This window comes from Streptomyces sp. NPDC005728 (genome assembly GCF_040630895.1).
In the GTDB taxonomy this organism is placed as follows: domain Bacteria; phylum Actinomycetota; class Actinomycetes; order Streptomycetales; family Streptomycetaceae; genus Streptomyces.
Genome location: NZ_JBEXYL010000005.1, coordinates 181,344 through 196,917, shown reverse-complemented (window position 1 = coordinate 196,917; position 15,574 = coordinate 181,344). Strand labels below are relative to the sequence as shown.

13 protein-coding genes and 3 pseudogenes are annotated in these 15,574 nt (G+C 69.6%); 5 read left to right on the top strand and 11 right to left on the bottom strand.

Going from position 1 to position 15,574, the window contains the following annotated elements; all coding sequences use genetic code 11:
- Nucleotides 1-338, bottom strand: a pseudogene (locus tag ABZ471_RS06380) (penicillin-binding protein); the annotation flags it as partial.
- Nucleotides 339-572: 234 nt separating this feature from the next.
- On the opposite strand from ABZ471_RS06380, the gene ABZ471_RS06375 reads away from it, so the two are divergent.
- Nucleotides 573-788 (top strand): zinc ribbon domain-containing protein, encoded by a 216-nt coding sequence (locus ABZ471_RS06375; protein WP_359063023.1) that lies wholly within the window; start codon nt 573-575, stop codon nt 786-788.
- A 15-nt stretch (nt 789-803) separates the two neighbouring features.
- Here ABZ471_RS06375 and ABZ471_RS06370 read toward each other — a convergent pair whose 3' ends face one another.
- From ABZ471_RS06370 to ABZ471_RS06360, 3 genes are read right to left on the bottom strand one after another with little or no spacing between them, the layout of a single operon-like run.
- A complete protein-coding gene (locus ABZ471_RS06370; RefSeq protein ID WP_359063021.1) occupies nt 804-1,616 on the bottom strand; it encodes an HAD family hydrolase in 813 nt (270 codons plus the stop codon).
- The gene (locus tag ABZ471_RS06365; protein WP_359063019.1) at nt 1,616-4,063 is read right to left on the bottom strand and encodes a phosphoribosyltransferase; all 2,448 of its coding nucleotides are present in this window, start codon (nt 4,061-4,063) and stop codon (nt 1,616-1,618) included. Before ABZ471_RS06365 ends, ABZ471_RS06370 begins: the two co-directional genes overlap by 1 nt.
- A gap of 22 nt (nt 4,064-4,085) precedes the next feature.
- The gene (locus ABZ471_RS06360) at nt 4,086-5,252 is read right to left on the bottom strand and encodes an HpcH/HpaI aldolase/citrate lyase family protein (RefSeq protein ID WP_359063017.1); all 1,167 of its coding nucleotides are present in this window, start codon (nt 5,250-5,252) and stop codon (nt 4,086-4,088) included.
- 174 nt (nt 5,253-5,426) lie between these two features.
- Between ABZ471_RS06360 and ABZ471_RS06355 the strand changes: the two genes are divergently transcribed.
- Nucleotides 5,427-6,227, top strand: coding sequence for a TerD family protein (locus ABZ471_RS06355; protein ID WP_359063015.1), 801 nt, complete (start codon nt 5,427-5,429; stop codon nt 6,225-6,227).
- Between the two features lie 19 nt (nt 6,228-6,246).
- On the opposite strand, the gene ABZ471_RS06350 is transcribed toward ABZ471_RS06355, so the two are convergent.
- The 6 genes from ABZ471_RS06350 to ABZ471_RS06325 all read right to left on the bottom strand — a co-directional run bounded on the left by ABZ471_RS06350 (nt 6,247) and on the right by ABZ471_RS06325 (nt 10,684).
- Nucleotides 6,247-6,981, bottom strand: a complete 735-nt coding sequence (locus tag ABZ471_RS06350) for a Tellurium resistance (RefSeq protein WP_359063013.1) — start codon at nt 6,979-6,981, stop codon at nt 6,247-6,249.
- Nucleotides 6,982-7,069: 88 nt separating this feature from the next.
- Nucleotides 7,070-8,209 carry a DUF475 domain-containing protein gene (locus tag ABZ471_RS06345; protein ID WP_359063011.1) on the bottom strand — a complete coding sequence of 380 codons (1,140 nt, stop codon included), beginning with the start codon at nt 8,207-8,209 and terminating at the stop codon, nt 7,070-7,072.
- A gap of 49 nt (nt 8,210-8,258) precedes the next feature.
- Nucleotides 8,259-8,837 carry a TerD family protein gene (locus ABZ471_RS06340; protein ID WP_359063009.1) on the bottom strand — a complete coding sequence of 193 codons (579 nt, stop codon included), beginning with the start codon at nt 8,835-8,837 and terminating at the stop codon, nt 8,259-8,261.
- Nucleotides 8,838-8,942: 105 nt separating this feature from the next.
- Entirely contained in the window at nt 8,943-9,518 is a 576-nt protein-coding gene (locus ABZ471_RS06335; protein ID WP_359063007.1) for a calcium homeostasis/redox stress adaptation protein, read from the bottom strand.
- Nucleotides 9,519-9,658: 140 nt separating this feature from the next.
- Entirely contained in the window at nt 9,659-10,117 is a 459-nt protein-coding gene (locus ABZ471_RS06330) for a peroxiredoxin (protein ID WP_359063005.1), read from the bottom strand.
- Nucleotides 10,118-10,252: 135 nt separating this feature from the next.
- A complete protein-coding gene (locus tag ABZ471_RS06325; protein ID WP_359063003.1) occupies nt 10,253-10,684 on the bottom strand; it encodes a DUF3052 domain-containing protein in 432 nt (143 codons plus the stop codon).
- Nucleotides 10,685-11,092: 408 nt separating this feature from the next.
- Between ABZ471_RS06325 and aceE the strand changes: the two genes are divergently transcribed.
- Together aceE and ABZ471_RS06315 are read left to right on the top strand one after the other, a co-directional pair.
- Nucleotides 11,093-13,840 (top strand): pyruvate dehydrogenase (acetyl-transferring), homodimeric type, encoded by a 2,748-nt coding sequence (gene aceE, locus ABZ471_RS06320; protein WP_359063001.1) that lies wholly within the window; start codon nt 11,093-11,095, stop codon nt 13,838-13,840.
- 76 nt (nt 13,841-13,916) lie between these two features.
- Nucleotides 13,917-14,657 (top strand): ion channel, encoded by a 741-nt coding sequence (locus ABZ471_RS06315; RefSeq protein WP_359062999.1) that lies wholly within the window; start codon nt 13,917-13,919, stop codon nt 14,655-14,657.
- 180 nt (nt 14,658-14,837) lie between these two features.
- On the opposite strand, the pseudogene ABZ471_RS06310 reads toward ABZ471_RS06315, so the two are convergent.
- Nucleotides 14,838-15,018: pseudogene (locus ABZ471_RS06310) on the bottom strand (MFS transporter); the annotation flags it as partial.
- A gap of 2 nt (nt 15,019-15,020) precedes the next feature.
- Here ABZ471_RS06310 and ABZ471_RS06305 point away from each other — a divergent pair.
- Nucleotides 15,021-15,497 (top strand): annotated as a pseudogene (locus tag ABZ471_RS06305) (TetR family transcriptional regulator); the annotation flags it as partial.
- Nucleotides 15,498-15,574 lie beyond the last annotated feature (77 nt).

The following is a 15,574-nucleotide window of genomic DNA, read 5'->3' as shown; positions in this document are numbered from 1 at the left end:
GTGCGTCCGGGGCGCGGGTACAGCGGCTTGAGGCGACGGGCGTACGGGGCGAGGACCGCGAGCACGGGGCCCGCGGCGGTATGCAGGCGGGCGAGGGCGTCCCTGGCGCTGTCGGTGAGGCGGGCGAGGGCCGGTGTGCGGGCGCTGCGCCGCCGCTGCGCCCGGCCGCCCGTGGCGGGAGGTTCCGGCGGCGGGGGTACGCGCAGCTGCATGGTGGCGTCCGCGCGGAGGGCGTCGACCTTCAGATGCAGCGTTTCGTCGTTCCTGGGCGGCTGCTGCTTCTCGGGCCGGACGTCGTCGTCCTCGCGACCGTCTGACCGCCGCGATGCCTCGGTCAAGGCTGCGTCTCCCCTCGCACTGGTCCATGCGCGCGTGGTCAGACTCGGCAGGTGGACACGGCGCACGGTCGCGGCGCTGCGAACCCCCCTGTTTCCCCTGGTCTTACGGCTCCTCGCGGCTAAGTCAAATTATCAGCGATCTTTTCAAAACCTCCACGCTAGTATCGGGCAGAAGCGAACACTCATAAAACATTGAGACACTGTGACCAGCAACACTCCGGTTAACCTGAGCGCATGCCTCGCTATGAGTACCGCTGCCGTACCTGCGGCGACACCTTCGAACTGAGCCGCCCCATGGCGGATTCCGCGGCCCCGGCCGCCTGCCCCGCGGGCCACGACGACACGGTCAAGCTGCTGTCGACGGTCGCCGTGGGCGGCAGGTCCGCCGCGCCGGCCCCGGCGCCCCGGGCGGGCGGGGGCGGCTGCTGCGGCGGGGGCGGCTGCTGCTGACCCCGGCGGTGCGGGTCAGACCTGCTGCCGGGTGGCCCGCAGGAACTCACGTGTGATGCGTTCCCCGGCCAGCACCCCGCGCTCGGGGAGAGCGCCGATCTCCGGTGCGCTCCAGCCGGCGTCCGCCAGTTCGCCGTGGCCGGGGCGCCAGCCCCGGTCGGCGGCCAGCAGCAGGTCGGCGTCGAGCAGTGAGTCCCCGGCGGCCAGGGTGAGATGGGCGCCGGTGCGCCGGGCGACCTCGCGCACGGCCGCACTCTTGGTGAGCGGCTTCGGGACGGCGTAGATCTTGCGGCCCTGGAGCGAGACCGTCCAGCCCCGGTTCTCCGCCCAGGACGCCAGCTCCTTCACCCAGTCCTCGGGCAGCAGCTCGCGTTCGACGACGAGGTAGGCGAACAGGTCCTCGGCGACCCGGTGCTTGCGCACCCAGACGGGGTCGGCGGTGGCCATCAGGTGCTCGCGGATCTCCTCCAGCGGCGCGCACTCGTCGGCGAGCCGCGCCTGCACCCCCGCGTGCCAGTCCTGGTCGGTGACGCCGTCGACCAGCAGATGCCCGCCGTTGGCGCAGATCGCGTACGCCGGCTGCGGCCCGGGCAGGTTGATGCGCTGGTACTGCTTGCGGGTCCGGGTCGTGGTCGGCACGAAGACGGCCGTGTCACCGAGTTCGGTCAGCAGCTGGGCCGCCGTCTCGGTCATGTAGGACAGCGGCTTGCTCTCGTGCACCTCGACGCACAGCAGCCGGGGCGCCCGCGGGTCCGGCATGGTCAGCGCCAGGGCCGCCGCGGAGTAGATCAGGGTCCGGTCGAGGTCACTCGCCACCAGTACCGGCATCAGACGTTCACCGCCCTGCCGTCGGCGCCCGTGGCGCCCCGGGTGTACTGGGGGTGGATCAGACCGACGCAGGTGTACGGCAGTTCGCCGACCTCCTCCACCGGGACTCCTCTCTGTTCGGCGAGCAGCCGTACGTGATCGAGGTCGGCGCCCGCACCGGCCTTGGCGAGAATCCTCCAGGGCACCCGGCGCAGCAGCACCCGGGTGGTCTCACCGACGCCGGGCTTGACCAGGTTGACGTCGTGGATGCCGTACTCCTCACTGATCCGCTCGACAGCCTGCCAGCCCGCCCAGGTCGGGGCGCGGTCCGCCGCCATCAGCTCCTTGGCGGCCGCGTCGACGGCGTCGGCGACCTCCGGGAAGCGGGCGGAGACGGCGTCGAGGAAGGCGACGGAGACATCGGCGCCGGCGAGTTCGCGGTAGAACTTCGCGCCGTGGAAGTCGTGCGGACCGACCAGGTCCGCGCGCAGGACCGTGCGCGAGATCAGGCCGGAGACGGTCGAGTTGAGGCAGGCGGACGGTATGAGGAAGTCCTCGCGGGTGCCGTAGGTGCGCACGCAGGAACCCGGGTCGGCGAGTACGGCGATCTCCGGGTCGAAGCCGGTGACGCCCTCCTTCTCCTCGAACTCCTCGACGGCCTGGGCGAGTTCGCGGGTGATGGCACCCTTGCCGGTCCAGCCGTCGACGAACACGACGTCCCGGGGGTCGTGGTGGGCGGCGAGCCAGCGCAGGGCGTTGGCGTCGATGCCGCGGCCGCGGACGATCGAGACGGCGTAGTGCGGGAGGTCGAGACCGTGCCGGAACGCGGCCCAGCGGCGCATGAGCACGCCGACCGGGGTGCCCGCGCGGGCCAGGGACACCAGCACCGGTCGGGGCGCCCGCTCGGCGAGGACGGTCTCGGTCACGACGCCGACGGCCTGCGCGATCCGGGCGGCCGAGGCGTCCAGGGCCGCGTGGAACAGCTCCTGGTACTGCTCGCTGGGCTGGTACTCGACCGGAAGCGACTCGGCGTAGTGGGCGCCGCCGCTCTGGATGGCCTCCTCCCGCTCCTCGGTCGGCGCCTCAAGGGTCACGTCCGAGAGGTCCTGGAGCAGCCAGCCGACCTCTTCGGGGGCGTACGAGGAGAAGGCGGGGCCGCGGAGGGGCTCGGGCAGCATGGCCGGCCTTTCGGGGAAGGAGAGGGGCTCGGGGACGTACGACGGGACGACCGCGAGCAGGACGTGCGGGGTGTGGGCGGCGAGGCGGGCCGGCAGACCCTCCGGGGCGTGCAGTGCCGGGGTGTCGGCGACGGAGTCGACCACGGCCACGACCGCGTCGAAACCGGCGCCCGCGACGTTGTAGGCGTAGCGCTCGCCGGGTCCGTCGGCCGGGTCGTCGTGGGCCGGGAAGACCAGGCGGGTGCGTATCGCGTAGCCGGGGTCGTCGACCGCGAGGACCGGCGAGCGGGTGGTGGTGGAGAAGCGCACCTCGGCGGGGATCACCTGCTCCAGTTCGCGGGCGATCCGCAGCGGGGCGTACATCAGCTCCTCGAAGCCGAGCACGAGCACCCGCCGGGCGCCGGCGGGCAGCGCCTCGGCGACCCGGGCGGTCATGGTGGGCAGCGCGGCCTCCAGGCGGGCGCGGTGGGCGGGCGTGAAGCCGTGCCGGCCGCCGTCGGGGAGGCCGGCGGGCCAGTGGAGGTCGACGCGGGTGATCCGGCCGTACGACGGCTCCGGCGTCTCCTGGACCCTCTCGTACCGGGCGACGAGCTGCTGTCCCTTCTCCAGCACGCCCTCCGGCAGCCGTACGGTCCCGGAGGCGGCGGCGACGAGGTCCACCCGGGCGCCGATCCCGGCGGCGAACCGCTCCAGGCGGGCGCTGTCCTCGGCGGAGCGCATGTCGACCAGGGCGACCACCACGTACCGCCGGCGCGGATAGCGCTCGTGCAGGTCACGGATGGTGTTGAGGATCGTGTTGCCGGTGGAGAACTCGTCGTCGACCAGCACCAGCGGGCCGTCGCCGGCCAGCAGGGCGGGGTCTTCGGGGAGCAGCAGATGGGAGGTGGCGTGGGAGTGGGACTCCTCGAAGCCGCCCGCCCGGGCGACCCCGGGCACCGGGCGGCGCGTGGAGTGCAGGTACGGGGCGAGGCCCAGGCCGTCGGCGACCGCGTGGCCGAGGCCGGTGGCGGTCTCCGCGTAGCCGAGGACGACCGCCGAGGCCGCCGCCGTCTCGCCGAGCAGCTCGCGGACCCGGCGGCCCAGGCGGACGCCGTGGCCGTAGACCACGGACGGCGCCTGCGGCACGTGCTTGCCGAGCACCTGGGAGACGAGCAGGTGGGCCCGCTTGGGGTTGCGGCGCAGCGCAAGCCCCAGCAGGGCGTCGAGCCCGTCGTCGCCCTCCAGTGCGACCCCGAGTCGCTCGGCGACCCAGCTGCCGGACCAGACCCCGTCGTTCACTGCGTTCTTCATGCGTTCCTTGGGTTGGGAAGGGTCAGCCGGTTATTCCGGCGGCGAGCAGCTCCACGAAGCCGACGTCCTCGCCCGCCACGCCGAAGACTTCGGCACGCAGCAGGGTCCGCTCGGCCCAGGCGCGGTGCGGCTTCACTTCGTTCATCTTGTTCGTGTAGGCCGACCGGAGTACACCCCCGCCGCCGCGTTCCGGTCGCAGGATGTCCTGGGCGTCGCTGAATTCCTCGTGGCTGACCACGGACAGCGCGTGCACGGGAAGGACGTGGGAGGGGTGGATGCAGGTCTTGCCGAGCAGGCCGTTGGCCTGGTCGAGGGAGATCTCCCGCAGCAGCCCGTCCATCGCGTGCTCGATGAGCTTCTCGCGCAGCTCGGCGGCCTGCACCTCAAGGAAGGGGCTCCGCCGCAGCTGCGGCTTGAACATGCGCTCGGGGACCCGGAAGTACTCCCAGACCGGCCCGGTGACGGTGAAGCCGGTGCCGTCGGCCCGGCCCAGCATGTTGACCACGTCGGCGATCACGGAGGCGACGATCTGGACGTCGTAGGCGGTCATGTCGGGGGCTCGGCGCAGCCCGTACGAGGAGCAGAAGTCGGTGACGCCGAGGCGCAGGGCCAGCACGCGGTCGCGGAACTTGTCGACCGCGCGGGCGATGCCCTCCAGGGTGTCCACGCGGGACTCGCGGTACAGCAGCTCGGGGGATTCCAGGACGGGCATGGCGAACAGCCGGCGGCCGCTCTCGGCCTCGGCCGAGGCCAGGGCCTCCAGGAACGGGATGCCGCGCTCCTCGGTGAACTTCGGCATCACGAAGCCGGACAGCAGCCGCACGGAGGCGCCGAGCCGGCGTACGAGGTCCGGGATCTGCTCGGGGACGCGCACCCGGATGAACAGCAGGGGCGGCTCCGCTCCCGCACGGGAGTCGAGGTCGGCGAACTGCCGGACGAGGTTCTCCTCGCCCGCCGCGACGTCCGCGTCGTCGATCGAGTCCTCCAGGCACAGCACCATCGAGACCACGCCGTTGCCGGCCTGCTTGACGATGTCGTCGGCGAGCCGCGGCCGGGTGGCCGGGCTGTACAGCGTGGCCCCCAGGGCCGCGGAGAGCAGCCGGGCCGGCGAGTCAGCGGTGAACGCGCACGGCTCCTGGTGGAAGAGGCGCTGCCGCACCTCAGGGGCAATGTGCCCGAAATGACGCATGGGACTCCTCGGTGCGCAAGCCGAGCTGGGGATTCGGTAAGGGGTGGCCGGTAATAGTACGTAGGGACCCATGTCGTGGGTTCCCCCCGGGCATGAATTTCCGGTAACTCGCCCGTGTCGGCACCTACACCCCCCGCATTGTCGTGGCCAGGACCGAGAAGGCAGGATGACCGCATGACGCACGCGATGCTGAAGGGATCGAACATCCCGCTGGAGGCCACCACGGTGCGCGCCGTGCTGCGCTGGACGCCCGGGCAGGGAGTCCCGGACGTGGACGCCTCGGCGCTGCTGCTGGGTACCGACGGCCGTGTGCGCTCCGACGAGGACTTCGTCTTCTACAACCAGCCCCGGCACCCCTCGGGCCAGGTCTGGCGGCTGGGCAAGAAGCGGGTCACCGAGGGCCTGACCGACACGATCCAGTCAGATCTCTCCGGCGTCGAGCCCGGCGTCGGCCGCATCCTGCTGGTCGCCTCCGCGGACGGTGAGTCCTTCGACCGTGTCCCGGCCCTGTGCATCCTGCTGTACGACGCCGCCGTCGCCGACGGCGAGCCGCTGGCCCACTTCGAGATCAAGCCGGAGACCGGCGCGGAGACGGCCCTGATCTGCGGCGAGCTGTACCGCCGCGGGGAGGGCTGGAAGTTCCGCGCGCTGGGCGAGGGCTACTCGAACGGCCTCAAGGGTCTCGCCACGGACTTCGGTATCTCGGTGGACGAGTCGGAGGCGGAGGAGGAGCACCAGGCCCCGCCGGAGACCACCTCCCAGCCCCTGCCGCCCGAGCAGCCGACGGCGGTCCCGCCCCAGTCGGCGTACGGCTACCCCCAGCCGACGTCCTCGCAGCAGCCCGCCTACGGCTACCCGCAGCCGGCCTCGGCTCAGCCCGCGTACGGCTATCCCCAGTCCCAGCCTGCGCCGGCGGCCCTCCTGGACCCGAACTTCCGCCTGCCGCCGCAGGGACCTCAGTTCGTCGGACGCTAGAGGGCAGCCCCACCACCGGCTACTTGTCCACCTTCGACTTGTAACCCCGCCCCCAGGTCAGGCCCCACCCGTACAACCGGTCCAGCTCCCCCTGGAACCCGTACACGAACTTCACCTCGCGCCGGACGACCAGCTCCCCCTTCACGTTCTCGATCATCACGACCGCACACGATCGAGCCTGAGGATGCCGCTCGTCCAGGCCTATCTCGATACGAGGCCCATTGCTGGGGTAAAGAGTCACGACCGCGTGCGTCCGGTCGAAGGCCGGTGTCTGGTCGTAGATGTACACGAAGACCAGCAGCCGTTTGATCGCGTCCCGGTGGTCCAGGTTGACGTACATCGTCTCGCCGGACGCCGACCCGAACCGGTCGTCCCCGCTGAGCTTGATGTACGGCGGCGCGTTGACGTCGCCGAGGTAGCCGCCGAGCGGCTGGACGACTCCCTTGGTGCCGTCGGCCAGCTCGTACAGACAGCCCAGGTCGAGGTCGACGTTGACCATGCTCTGCCCGTGCCCGAGCACCTCCGGCGGCTTGAGCGCCTTGAAGGGGTGCCGGAAGAGGCTGGTGCGCTGGTTGCCGTCGAAGTCGGAGGTGCGCATCCGCCAGGCCAGGTTGATGCGCAGATGGCCGGTGGCCGCGTCCTGCTTGGTGAGCGACACCTGCTGGTGCCGCCTGGTCAGTTCGATCGCGTTGCTCGCGGCGCTGCCCGAGTCGAACTCGGCACGGCCGCCCCGCAGGCCGTCGAAGAACCCCATTCCCGCCCCCAGGTACTCGTCCCGACGCCGTCGGGGCGGCCGACCACGTCGGCCGCCCCGAACAGAGCGTTCCTCACAGCGTGGGGTGTCACACCCCCGAGGAGACCTCGGCCTTCTCGTCGGAGCCCTCCCCGGCGGCCGCCAGAGCGCGGTTGCGGCGGACGGAGGACCAGAAGGACCAGGCGATCAGGACGACGCCGACGAGACCGGTGATGACCTCGTTGATCTGGTACTGGATGGTGATCATGAGGAGCACGGCCAGGGCGCCGATCGCGTAGTGGGCGCCGTGCTCCAGGTAGACGTAGTCGTCGAGGGTGCCCTGGCGGACGAGGTAGACGGTCAGCGAACGGACGTACATCGCGCCGATACCGAGGCCCAGCGCCATCAGGACGATGTCGTTGGTGATGGCGAAGGCGCCGATCACACCGTCGAACGAGAAGGAGGCATCCAGGACCTCGAGGTAGAGGAACATGAAGAACGCGGCCTGGCCGGCCAGGACCACCGCCGGACGCTTCTTCCCGGTGCGGGCGGCCTCTTCCTCCTCCTCGTGCTCGCGCTCCTCCTCTTCCTCCAGCTTGTCCTCGAAGTAGCCGGAGAGACCGCCGACGATCATGTACGTGATCAGGCCGGCGATACCGGAGATCAGGACCGTCTGTGCCTTGTCGACGTGGGCGCCGCCGTGCTGGTGGGCGTGGGTGGCGAAGGTGAAGGAGGTGATGAGCAGGACGATCAGGGCGATGCAGACCGACAGCATGTCGACCTTGCCGAGCTTGGCCAGCGGCCGCTCGATCCAGCGCAGCCACTGGATGTCCCGGTCCTCGAAGATGAAGTCGAGGAAGATCATCAGCAGGAACATGCCACCGAAGGCGGCGATCGCCGGGTGGGCGTCGGTGACCAGCTCCTGGTAGTGGTCCTTGTTGTTGAGCGCGAGGTCGACGGCCTCGATCGGGCCCAGCTTGGCGCTGATCGCGACGATGACGACGGGGAAGACCAGCCGCATGCCGAAGACCGCGATGAGCACGCCGACCGTGAGGAAGATCTTCTGCCAGAAGGCGTTCATCTTCTTCAGGATTCCGGCGTTGACCACCGCGTTGTCGAACGACAGCGAGATCTCGAGGATGGAGAGGATCGCCACGATGCCGAAGGCCTCCCACCCCCCGTAGAAGACCGCAGCGACCAGGCCGAGCGCGGTAATCGCGAACGACCAGCCGAAGGTTTTCAGAAGCACTGGCTACCCAATCCTGTAGGTACGGGTCTCCCCCGCGCCGTACTCAGCTTTACGAAACATTGACTCCGAAGTCTAGAGCGATGCCCCGCAGCCCCGACGCGTACCCCTGACCGACCGCACGGAACTTCCATTCGCCCTGGTAGCGGTACAGCTCGCCGAAGATCATGGCGGTTTCGGTGGAGGCGTCCTCGCTGAGGTCGTAGCGGGCCAGCTCCTGGCCGTCGGCCTGGTTGACCACGCGGATGAAGGCGTTGGAGACCTGGCCGAAGGTCTGGCCGCGCTCGTCGGCCAGGTGGATCGAGACGGGGAAGATGACCTTCTCGCACTGGAGCGGGACCTTCGCCAGGTCCACCAGGATCGATTCGTCGTCGCCCTCGCCCTCACCGGTGAGGTTGTCACCGGTGTGCTCGACCGAACCGTCGGGGCTCGTGAGCTGGTTGTAGAACACGAACCAGTCGTCGCCCAGCACCCGGTTCCCTGCGCCGCACAGCAGCGCGCTGGCGTCCAGGTCGAAGGGGGCGCCGGTGGTGGAGCGCGCATCCCAGCCGAGACCGATCATGACGTTGGTGAGGTTCGGTGCGGCCTTGGAAAGGGAGACGTTGCCTCCCTTGGCGAGCGTGACGCCCATGATGCTGGTCCTCCCCTAGTGGTGCTTCCCTGGTTTTCCTGCGCGTCCGGCGCCGCCCGTAAACGGTGCGGCGCCGGACATACGGGCGTCGGAACCCTGCCGGGATCAGACGTTGACGCCGAAGTCCTGGGCGATGCCGCGCAGGCCGGAGGCGTACCCCTGGCCGATGGCGCGGAACTTCCACTCCGCGCCGTGGCGGTACAGCTCGCCGAAGACCATGGCGGTCTCGGTGGAGGCGTCCTCGCTCAGGTCGTAGCGGGCGATCTCCTGCTCGCCCGCCTGGTTGACGACGCGGATGAACGCGTTGCGGACCTGGCCGAAGGACTGCTGGCGGTTCTCGGCGTCGTAGATCGACACCGGGAAGACGATCTTCTCGACGTCGGCCGGGACGCCGGCCAGGTTGACCTTGATCTGTTCGTCGTCGCCCTCGCCCTCACCGGTGATGTTGTCACCGGTGTGCTCGACCGAGCCGTCGGGGCTCTTGAGGTTGTTGAAGAAGACGAAGTGCTGGTCGCTCGCGACCTTGCCGGCGGTGTTCAGCAGCAGTGCGCTCGCGTCGAGGTCGAAGTCGGTGCCGGTCGTGGTGCGCACGTCCCAGCCCAGACCGATGATGACGGCGGTCAGGCCCGGGGCCTCCTTCGTCAGCGATACGTTGCCGCCCTTGCTGAGGCTGACTCCCACGGGTCCTCCATGTGGTGTCCAGGGGCGGGGAGCCCCGTCGTGCTTCGGATATGGGATCAACGTGCCGATCCTAGTGACGGGTTCCCGCCCCTCGCAGACCCTGAACCCGGCACCTCACAGGTGTCGGCCCGCAGGCCGGCTCACAGGGTGTCGAGCGCCTTCACGTAGTCGTCCAGGTCGCGTGCGTCCGGCAGGCCGTTGACCACGGTCCACCGCACGACGCCCTCCTTGTCGATGATGAAGGTGCCCCGGACGGCACAGCCCTTGTCCTCGTCGAAGACGCCGTACGCGCGCGAGACGTTGCCGTGCGGCCAGAAGTCGGAGACCAGCGGGTACTCCAGGCCCTCCTGCTCGGCGAAGACGCGCAGGGTGTGGATGGAGTCGTTGGAGACGGCGAGCAGCTGGGTGTCGCGGTCCGCGAACTTCGGCAGGTTGTCGCGCAGCTCGCACAGCTCGCCGGTGCACACGCCGGTGAAGGCGAAGGGGTAGAAGAGCAGCACCACGTTCTTCTCGCCGCGGAAGTCGGAGAGCTTCACGGTGCGGCCGTGGTTGTCCTTGAGCTCGAAGTCGGGCGCCTTGTCGCCGACCTGGATCGCCATCGTCCTGCTTCCCTTCGGTGGGCTGTTCGGGTGAGAGCGGAGCAAACGCTCGGAACCACCCTACGCAGCGATCACCGCAAGCCGATGGGCGGACCGGTGGGTACCGGTCCGCCCATGGGTGCGCTCAGCGCAGGGTCACTTCTTGGCCTTGGCGGACTTCGGCGTCAGCAGGCGGGTGCCGTTCCACTCCTTGCCCGCACTGATGCTCTTGGTCTGCGACAGACCCGCGGTCGTCGCCGCCTCGCCGATGTCGCTGGGCTCGACGTAGCCGTCACGCCCCGTCTTCGGCGTCAGCAGCAGGATCGAGCCACCCTCATCCATGTACGCGATGGAATCCACCAGCGCATCCGTGAGGTCGCCGTCTTCATCTCGGAACCAGAGCACCACGGCGTCCGCGACGTCGTCGTAGTCCTCGTCCACGAGTTCGCTGCCGATGAGTTCCTCGATGGCCTCACGGAGCTCCTGATCGACGTCGTCGTCGTAGCCGATCTCCTGGACCACCATGTCGGGCTGGAAACCCAGCCTGACGGCCAGGTTCGTCTCCGCGTGGTCCGCGGTCGCGCTCACGGGTTGCCTCCTGATCATGTTGCGTAAATGTCTTCCAGCCACGCGCGTGCGCGAAGCATTGGCCGTAGTCCACACGGACGGGGCGGATCGCGCAAGTACCCGGCCGTTCAGACCGCCGAAACGGTGACGATCCCGGCCGTGTCGCCGCAACTCCCGGCACCGTATCCGGATCCATCGTGGCTCACATCACACCGATGTGCCCGCTTTGCGCCGTTCGGAATCATCCGGCAATGCGGACCTCGAACAAGTTTGCCAAGTCCATCACACCCCGGGCGTATCGTTGCGTTTTGACCGGACCCATGCCTCGGTTACCTAACGGTAGAGATGACGTAGGCGGTCCCGAGGTACACGATGGGGATCGGTGTAGGCACGAGTAAAAAAGTGGCCCTCTGACAGGTAAGGAACAGCGTGGCTTCCGGATCCGATCGCAATCCGATCATCATTGGCGGCCTTCCGAGTCAGGTTCCTGACTTCGATCCCGAAGAGACCCAGGAGTGGCTCGACTCCCTCGACGCCGCCGTGGACGAGCGCGGCCGGGAGCGGGCCCGCTATCTCATGCTCCGCCTGATCGAGCGGGCCCGCGAGAAGCGCGTGGCCGTGCCCGAGATGCGCAGCACGGACTACGTCAACACGATCCCCACCCGCGCCGAGCCCTTCTTCCCCGGCAACGAGGAGATCGAGCGCAGGATCCTCAACGCGACCCGCTGGAACGCGGCCGTGATGGTCTCGCGCGCCCAGCGCCCCGGCATCGGCGTCGGCGGCCACATCGCCACCTTCGCCTCCTCGGCCTCCCTGTACGACGTGGGCTTCAACCACTTCTTCCGCGGCAAGGACGAGGGCGACGGCGGCGACCAGGTCTTCTTCCAGGGCCACGCCTCCCCGGGCATCTACGCGCGCGCCTACCTGCTCGACCGGCTCACCGAGCAGCAGCTCGACGGCTTCCGTCAGGAGAAGTCGAAGTACCCGGACGGACTGTCCAGCTACCCGCACCCGCGCTCGATGCCGGACTTCTGGGAGTTCCCGACGGTCTCCATGGGCCTCGGCCCGCTCGGCGCGATCTACCAGGCGCGGATGAACCGCTACATGCAGGCGCGCGACATCGCCGACACCTCCAAGTCGCACGTGTGGGCCTTCCTCGGCGACGGCGAGATGGACGAGCCGGAGTCGCTCGGCCAGCTGAGCATCGCCGCGCGCGAGGGCCTGGACAACCTGACCTTCGTGGTCAACTGCAACCTGCAGCGCCTGGACGGCCCGGTGCGCGGCAACGGCAAGATCATCCAGGAGCTGGAGTCGGTCTTCCGGGGCGCCGGCTGGAACGTGATCAAGCTGGTCTGGGACCGCACCTGGGACCCGCTGCTCGCCCAGGACCGCGACGGCGTGCTGGTCAACAAGATGAACACGACCCCCGACGGCCAGTTCCAGACGTACGCCACCGAGTCCGGTGCCTACATCCGGCAGCACTTCTTCGGTGACGACCACCGGCTGCGCGCGATGGTCGAGAACATGACCGACGACCAGATCCTGCACCTGGGCCGCGGCGGTCACGACCACCGCAAGATCTACGCGGCGTTCAAGGCGGCCAAGGAGCACAAGGGCCAGCCGACGGTCATCCTGGCGAAGACGATCAAGGGCTGGACGCTGGGCCCGAACTTCGAGGGCCGCAACGCCACGCACCAGATGAAGAAGCTGACGGTCGCCGACCTCAAGGGCTTCCGGGACCGCCTGCACCTGCCGATCTCCGACAAGGAGCTGGAGTCCGGCGTGCCGCCGTACTACCACCCGGGCCGGAACTCGGACGAGCTCCAGTACATGCACGACCGGCGCAAGGGGCTCGGCGGGTACGTACCGACCCGCGTCGTGCGCTCCCAGCCGCTCGCGCTGCCGGACGACAAGACGTACGCGAGCGTGAAGAAGGGCTCGGGTCAGCAGTCCATCGCCACGACGATGGCCTTCGTCCGTCTCCTCAAGGACCTCATGCGGGACAAGGAGATCGGCAGGCGCTTCGTGCTGATCGCGCCGGACGAGTACCGCACGTTCGGCATGGACTCCTTCTTCCCGAGCGCGAAGATCTACAACCCGCTCGGCCAGCAGTACGAGGCGGTCGACCGCGACCTGCTGCTCGCGTACAAGGAGTCGCCGACCGGTCAGATGCTGCACGACGGCATCTCGGAGGCGGGCTGCACGGCGTCGCTGATCGCCGCGGGTTCGGCGTACGCGACACACGGCGAACCGCTCATCCCCGTCTACGTCTTCTACTCGATGTTCGGTTTCCAGCGCACCGGCGACCAGTTCTGGCAGATGGCCGACCAGCTGTCGCGCGGCTTCGTGCTGGGCGCGACCGCAGGTCGTACGACCCTGACCGGGGAGGGGCTCCAGCACGCGGACGGCCACTCGCAGCTGCTCGCCTCGACCAACCCGGCGTGCGTGGCGTACGACCCGGCGTACGCGTACGAGATCGCGCACATCGTGCAGGACGGCCTGCGCCGGATGTACGGCGGCGACGCCGAGCACCCGCACGGCGAGGACGTCTTCTACTACCTCACCGTGTACAACGAGCCCATCCAGCACCCGGCCGAGCCGGCCGACGTGGACGTCGAGGGCATCCTCAGGGGCATCCACCGGATCAGCGCGGGCACGGGCGGTGCCGTCCCGGCGCAGATCATGGCGTCCGGTGTCGCGGTGCCGTGGGCGCTGGAGGCGCAGCGGATCCTCGGCGAGGAGTGGAACGTGAAGGCCGACGTGTGGTCGGCGACCTCCTGGAACGAGCTGCGGCGCGAGGCCGTGGCCGTGGAGCAGCACAATCTGCTGCACCCGGAGGAGGAGCAGCGGGTGCCGTACGTGACGCAGAAGCTGAGCGGTGCCGAGGGGCCGTTCGTGGCGGTGTCCGACTGGATGCGATCGGTTCCCGACCAGATCGCACGGTGGGTGCCGGGGACGTACCAGTCCCTCGGCGCGGACGGCTTCGGCTTCGCGGACACCCGTGGCGCCGCCCGCCGGTTCTTCCACATCGACGCGCAGTCGATCGTGGTGGCGGTGCTGACCGAGCTGGCGCGGGAGGGCAAGGTCGACCGGTCCGTACTGAAGCAGGCCATCGACCGGTACCAGCTGCTGGACGTGTCGGCCGCCGATCCGGGTGCGGCGGGCGGCGACGCATAGCGCAGCCGGGTCGGGCGGCCGAGGGCGGTGGGGGTTCGAGTCTCCACCGCCCTTACGGTTTCTTTACGATGCGGACATGGAGCAACAGTCGGCACAGGCGCAGTGGGAGCGGCGCACCCAACGGCCCCTGCTGGCGCTGGCCGTGGCCTTCGCGGTCGCGTATGCCGTACCGATCGTGGACAGTTCCGCGGGGCACTCGCTGACGGCCGTGTGCACGGTGGTGGAGTGGGTGGTGTGGGGGGCGTTCGCCGCGGACTACCTGATACGGCTGGCGCTCACGCCCCGGCGCAGGGAGTTCGTCCGGACGCACTGGCTGGACCTGGGCGCGGTGGTGCTGCCGATCCTGCAGCCGCTCAGGCTGCTGCGGCTGGTGTCCACACTGCTGCTGGTGGGGCGGCGGGCACGGATGGCTCCGCAGATCAGACTGACGACGTATGTCGTGGGCTCGGTGGTCGGCCTGCTGATGTTCGGGTCGCTCGCGGTGCTGTCGGTGGAGCGGGACTCGCCGGACGGGAACATCCGGACACTGGGTGATGCGGTGTGGTGGTCGTTCACGACGATGACGACCGTGGGGTACGGGGACCACGCGCCGACGACCGGGCTGGGCCGGATGATCGCCGTCGGGCTGATGCTGTCCGGGATCGCGCTGCTGGGTGTCGTCACCGCGAACATCGCCGCCTGGTTCATCTCCCGCTTCGAGAAGGACGACGTGGAGGAGCGGCGGCAGACGGAGGCGATTGCTTCTCTGGCCGAGGAGGTCCGGTTGCTGCGGGCGGAAGTGGCCCGGTTGGCCGCTCACGAAGAGCAACGGCGTTGAGTCGCTCGACCGGAGCCGCCGGAGGCGCGCGCAGCCCCCTCCGCAGCGCGCGCCGCGGCCCCGTGGTCCCCGCATGCCCTGCGGAGGACTTGACCCACTGTGACCTGCGGCGCGCGCCGAAGGCGAGGAATCTTTAGCGGAGTCACCCTGATAGGGGAACTCCCGCCGGAAGGGGCCTCGGATGTGGCCGACTCCCGCGCCGGACTCGGCGTTCTGACCCCGCTCGGTGAGGAGCGCGACGAAGACGGCGACCGCAGCCACGCCGCGACCAGCGAGCAAGGCTCATGCCGGAGATGAACGTGTCGTGGGCGACGGAGCCGATCTTCGCGACGACCGCCTCCGGGGTGCCCTTGGCGACCGGGCCATGTCGCCGGCAAGGAGGACGTGGCCTTCGCCGTCCAGGACATGGCGGAGGCCCACTTCGTGACGGCCGTGCGGGAACGGCCGCCGCACGAGGCCCCGATGGAGACGCTGCGGCAGCCGGTGCCGGAGGGCTGGGACGGGCTGAGCGAGGCCATCGAAACGGTCGTACCGGTCGAGCGGCACCTGCGCATGTACGGGACCATCGAGTCGACGCCCGCCCTGCTCGCCGCCCATCTGCCGCGCTCCGCCGCCACGGAGGAGACCATCGCCCGGCTGCTCGCCGAACGGGAGGGCGTCGACGTGGACACCGACCCGCGTCCGCGGCTGGCCGTGGCGGTCTTCGGCGGGGTGATAAGGGTCACCGAACGGCAGTGGAGCACGGGCGAGGACTTCAGTCCGGAGGCCATCCGCGCACTCACCGCTTCGTACCTCGATCAGGTGGGATCGGCACTCACGGGGCACTGGCGCACCACCTGAGGAGACTTCGGGTCGTTCGACAGTCACGAAACGTGATCCCTGTCACTCGGTTACCCCGAGACCCTGTCGTTCTCCTA

What these genes read in the sequence shown, in the direction of transcription:
- ABZ471_RS06375 (WP_359063023.1), top strand. Translation starts at nt 573, where the DNA reads ATGCCTCGCTATGAGTACCGCTGCCGTACCTGCGGCGACACCTTCGAA.
- ABZ471_RS06370 (WP_359063021.1), bottom strand. Translation starts at nt 1,616, where the DNA reads ATGCCGGTACTGGTGGCGAGTGACCTCGACCGGACCCTGATCTACTCC.
- ABZ471_RS06365 (WP_359063019.1), bottom strand. Translation starts at nt 4,063, where the DNA reads ATGAAGAACGCAGTGAACGACGGGGTCTGGTCCGGCAGCTGGGTCGCC.
- ABZ471_RS06360 (WP_359063017.1), bottom strand. Translation starts at nt 5,252, where the DNA reads ATGCGTCATTTCGGGCACATTGCCCCTGAGGTGCGGCAGCGCCTCTTC.
- ABZ471_RS06355 (WP_359063015.1), top strand. Translation starts at nt 5,427, where the DNA reads ATGACGCACGCGATGCTGAAGGGATCGAACATCCCGCTGGAGGCCACC.
- ABZ471_RS06350 (WP_359063013.1), bottom strand. Translation starts at nt 6,981, where the DNA reads ATGGGGTTCTTCGACGGCCTGCGGGGCGGCCGTGCCGAGTTCGACTCG.
- ABZ471_RS06340 (WP_359063009.1), bottom strand. Translation starts at nt 8,837, where the DNA reads ATGGGCGTCACGCTCGCCAAGGGAGGCAACGTCTCCCTTTCCAAGGCC.
- ABZ471_RS06330 (WP_359063005.1), bottom strand. Translation starts at nt 10,117, where the DNA reads ATGGCGATCCAGGTCGGCGACAAGGCGCCCGACTTCGAGCTCAAGGAC.
- ABZ471_RS06315 (WP_359062999.1), top strand. Translation starts at nt 13,917, where the DNA reads ATGGAGCAACAGTCGGCACAGGCGCAGTGGGAGCGGCGCACCCAACGG.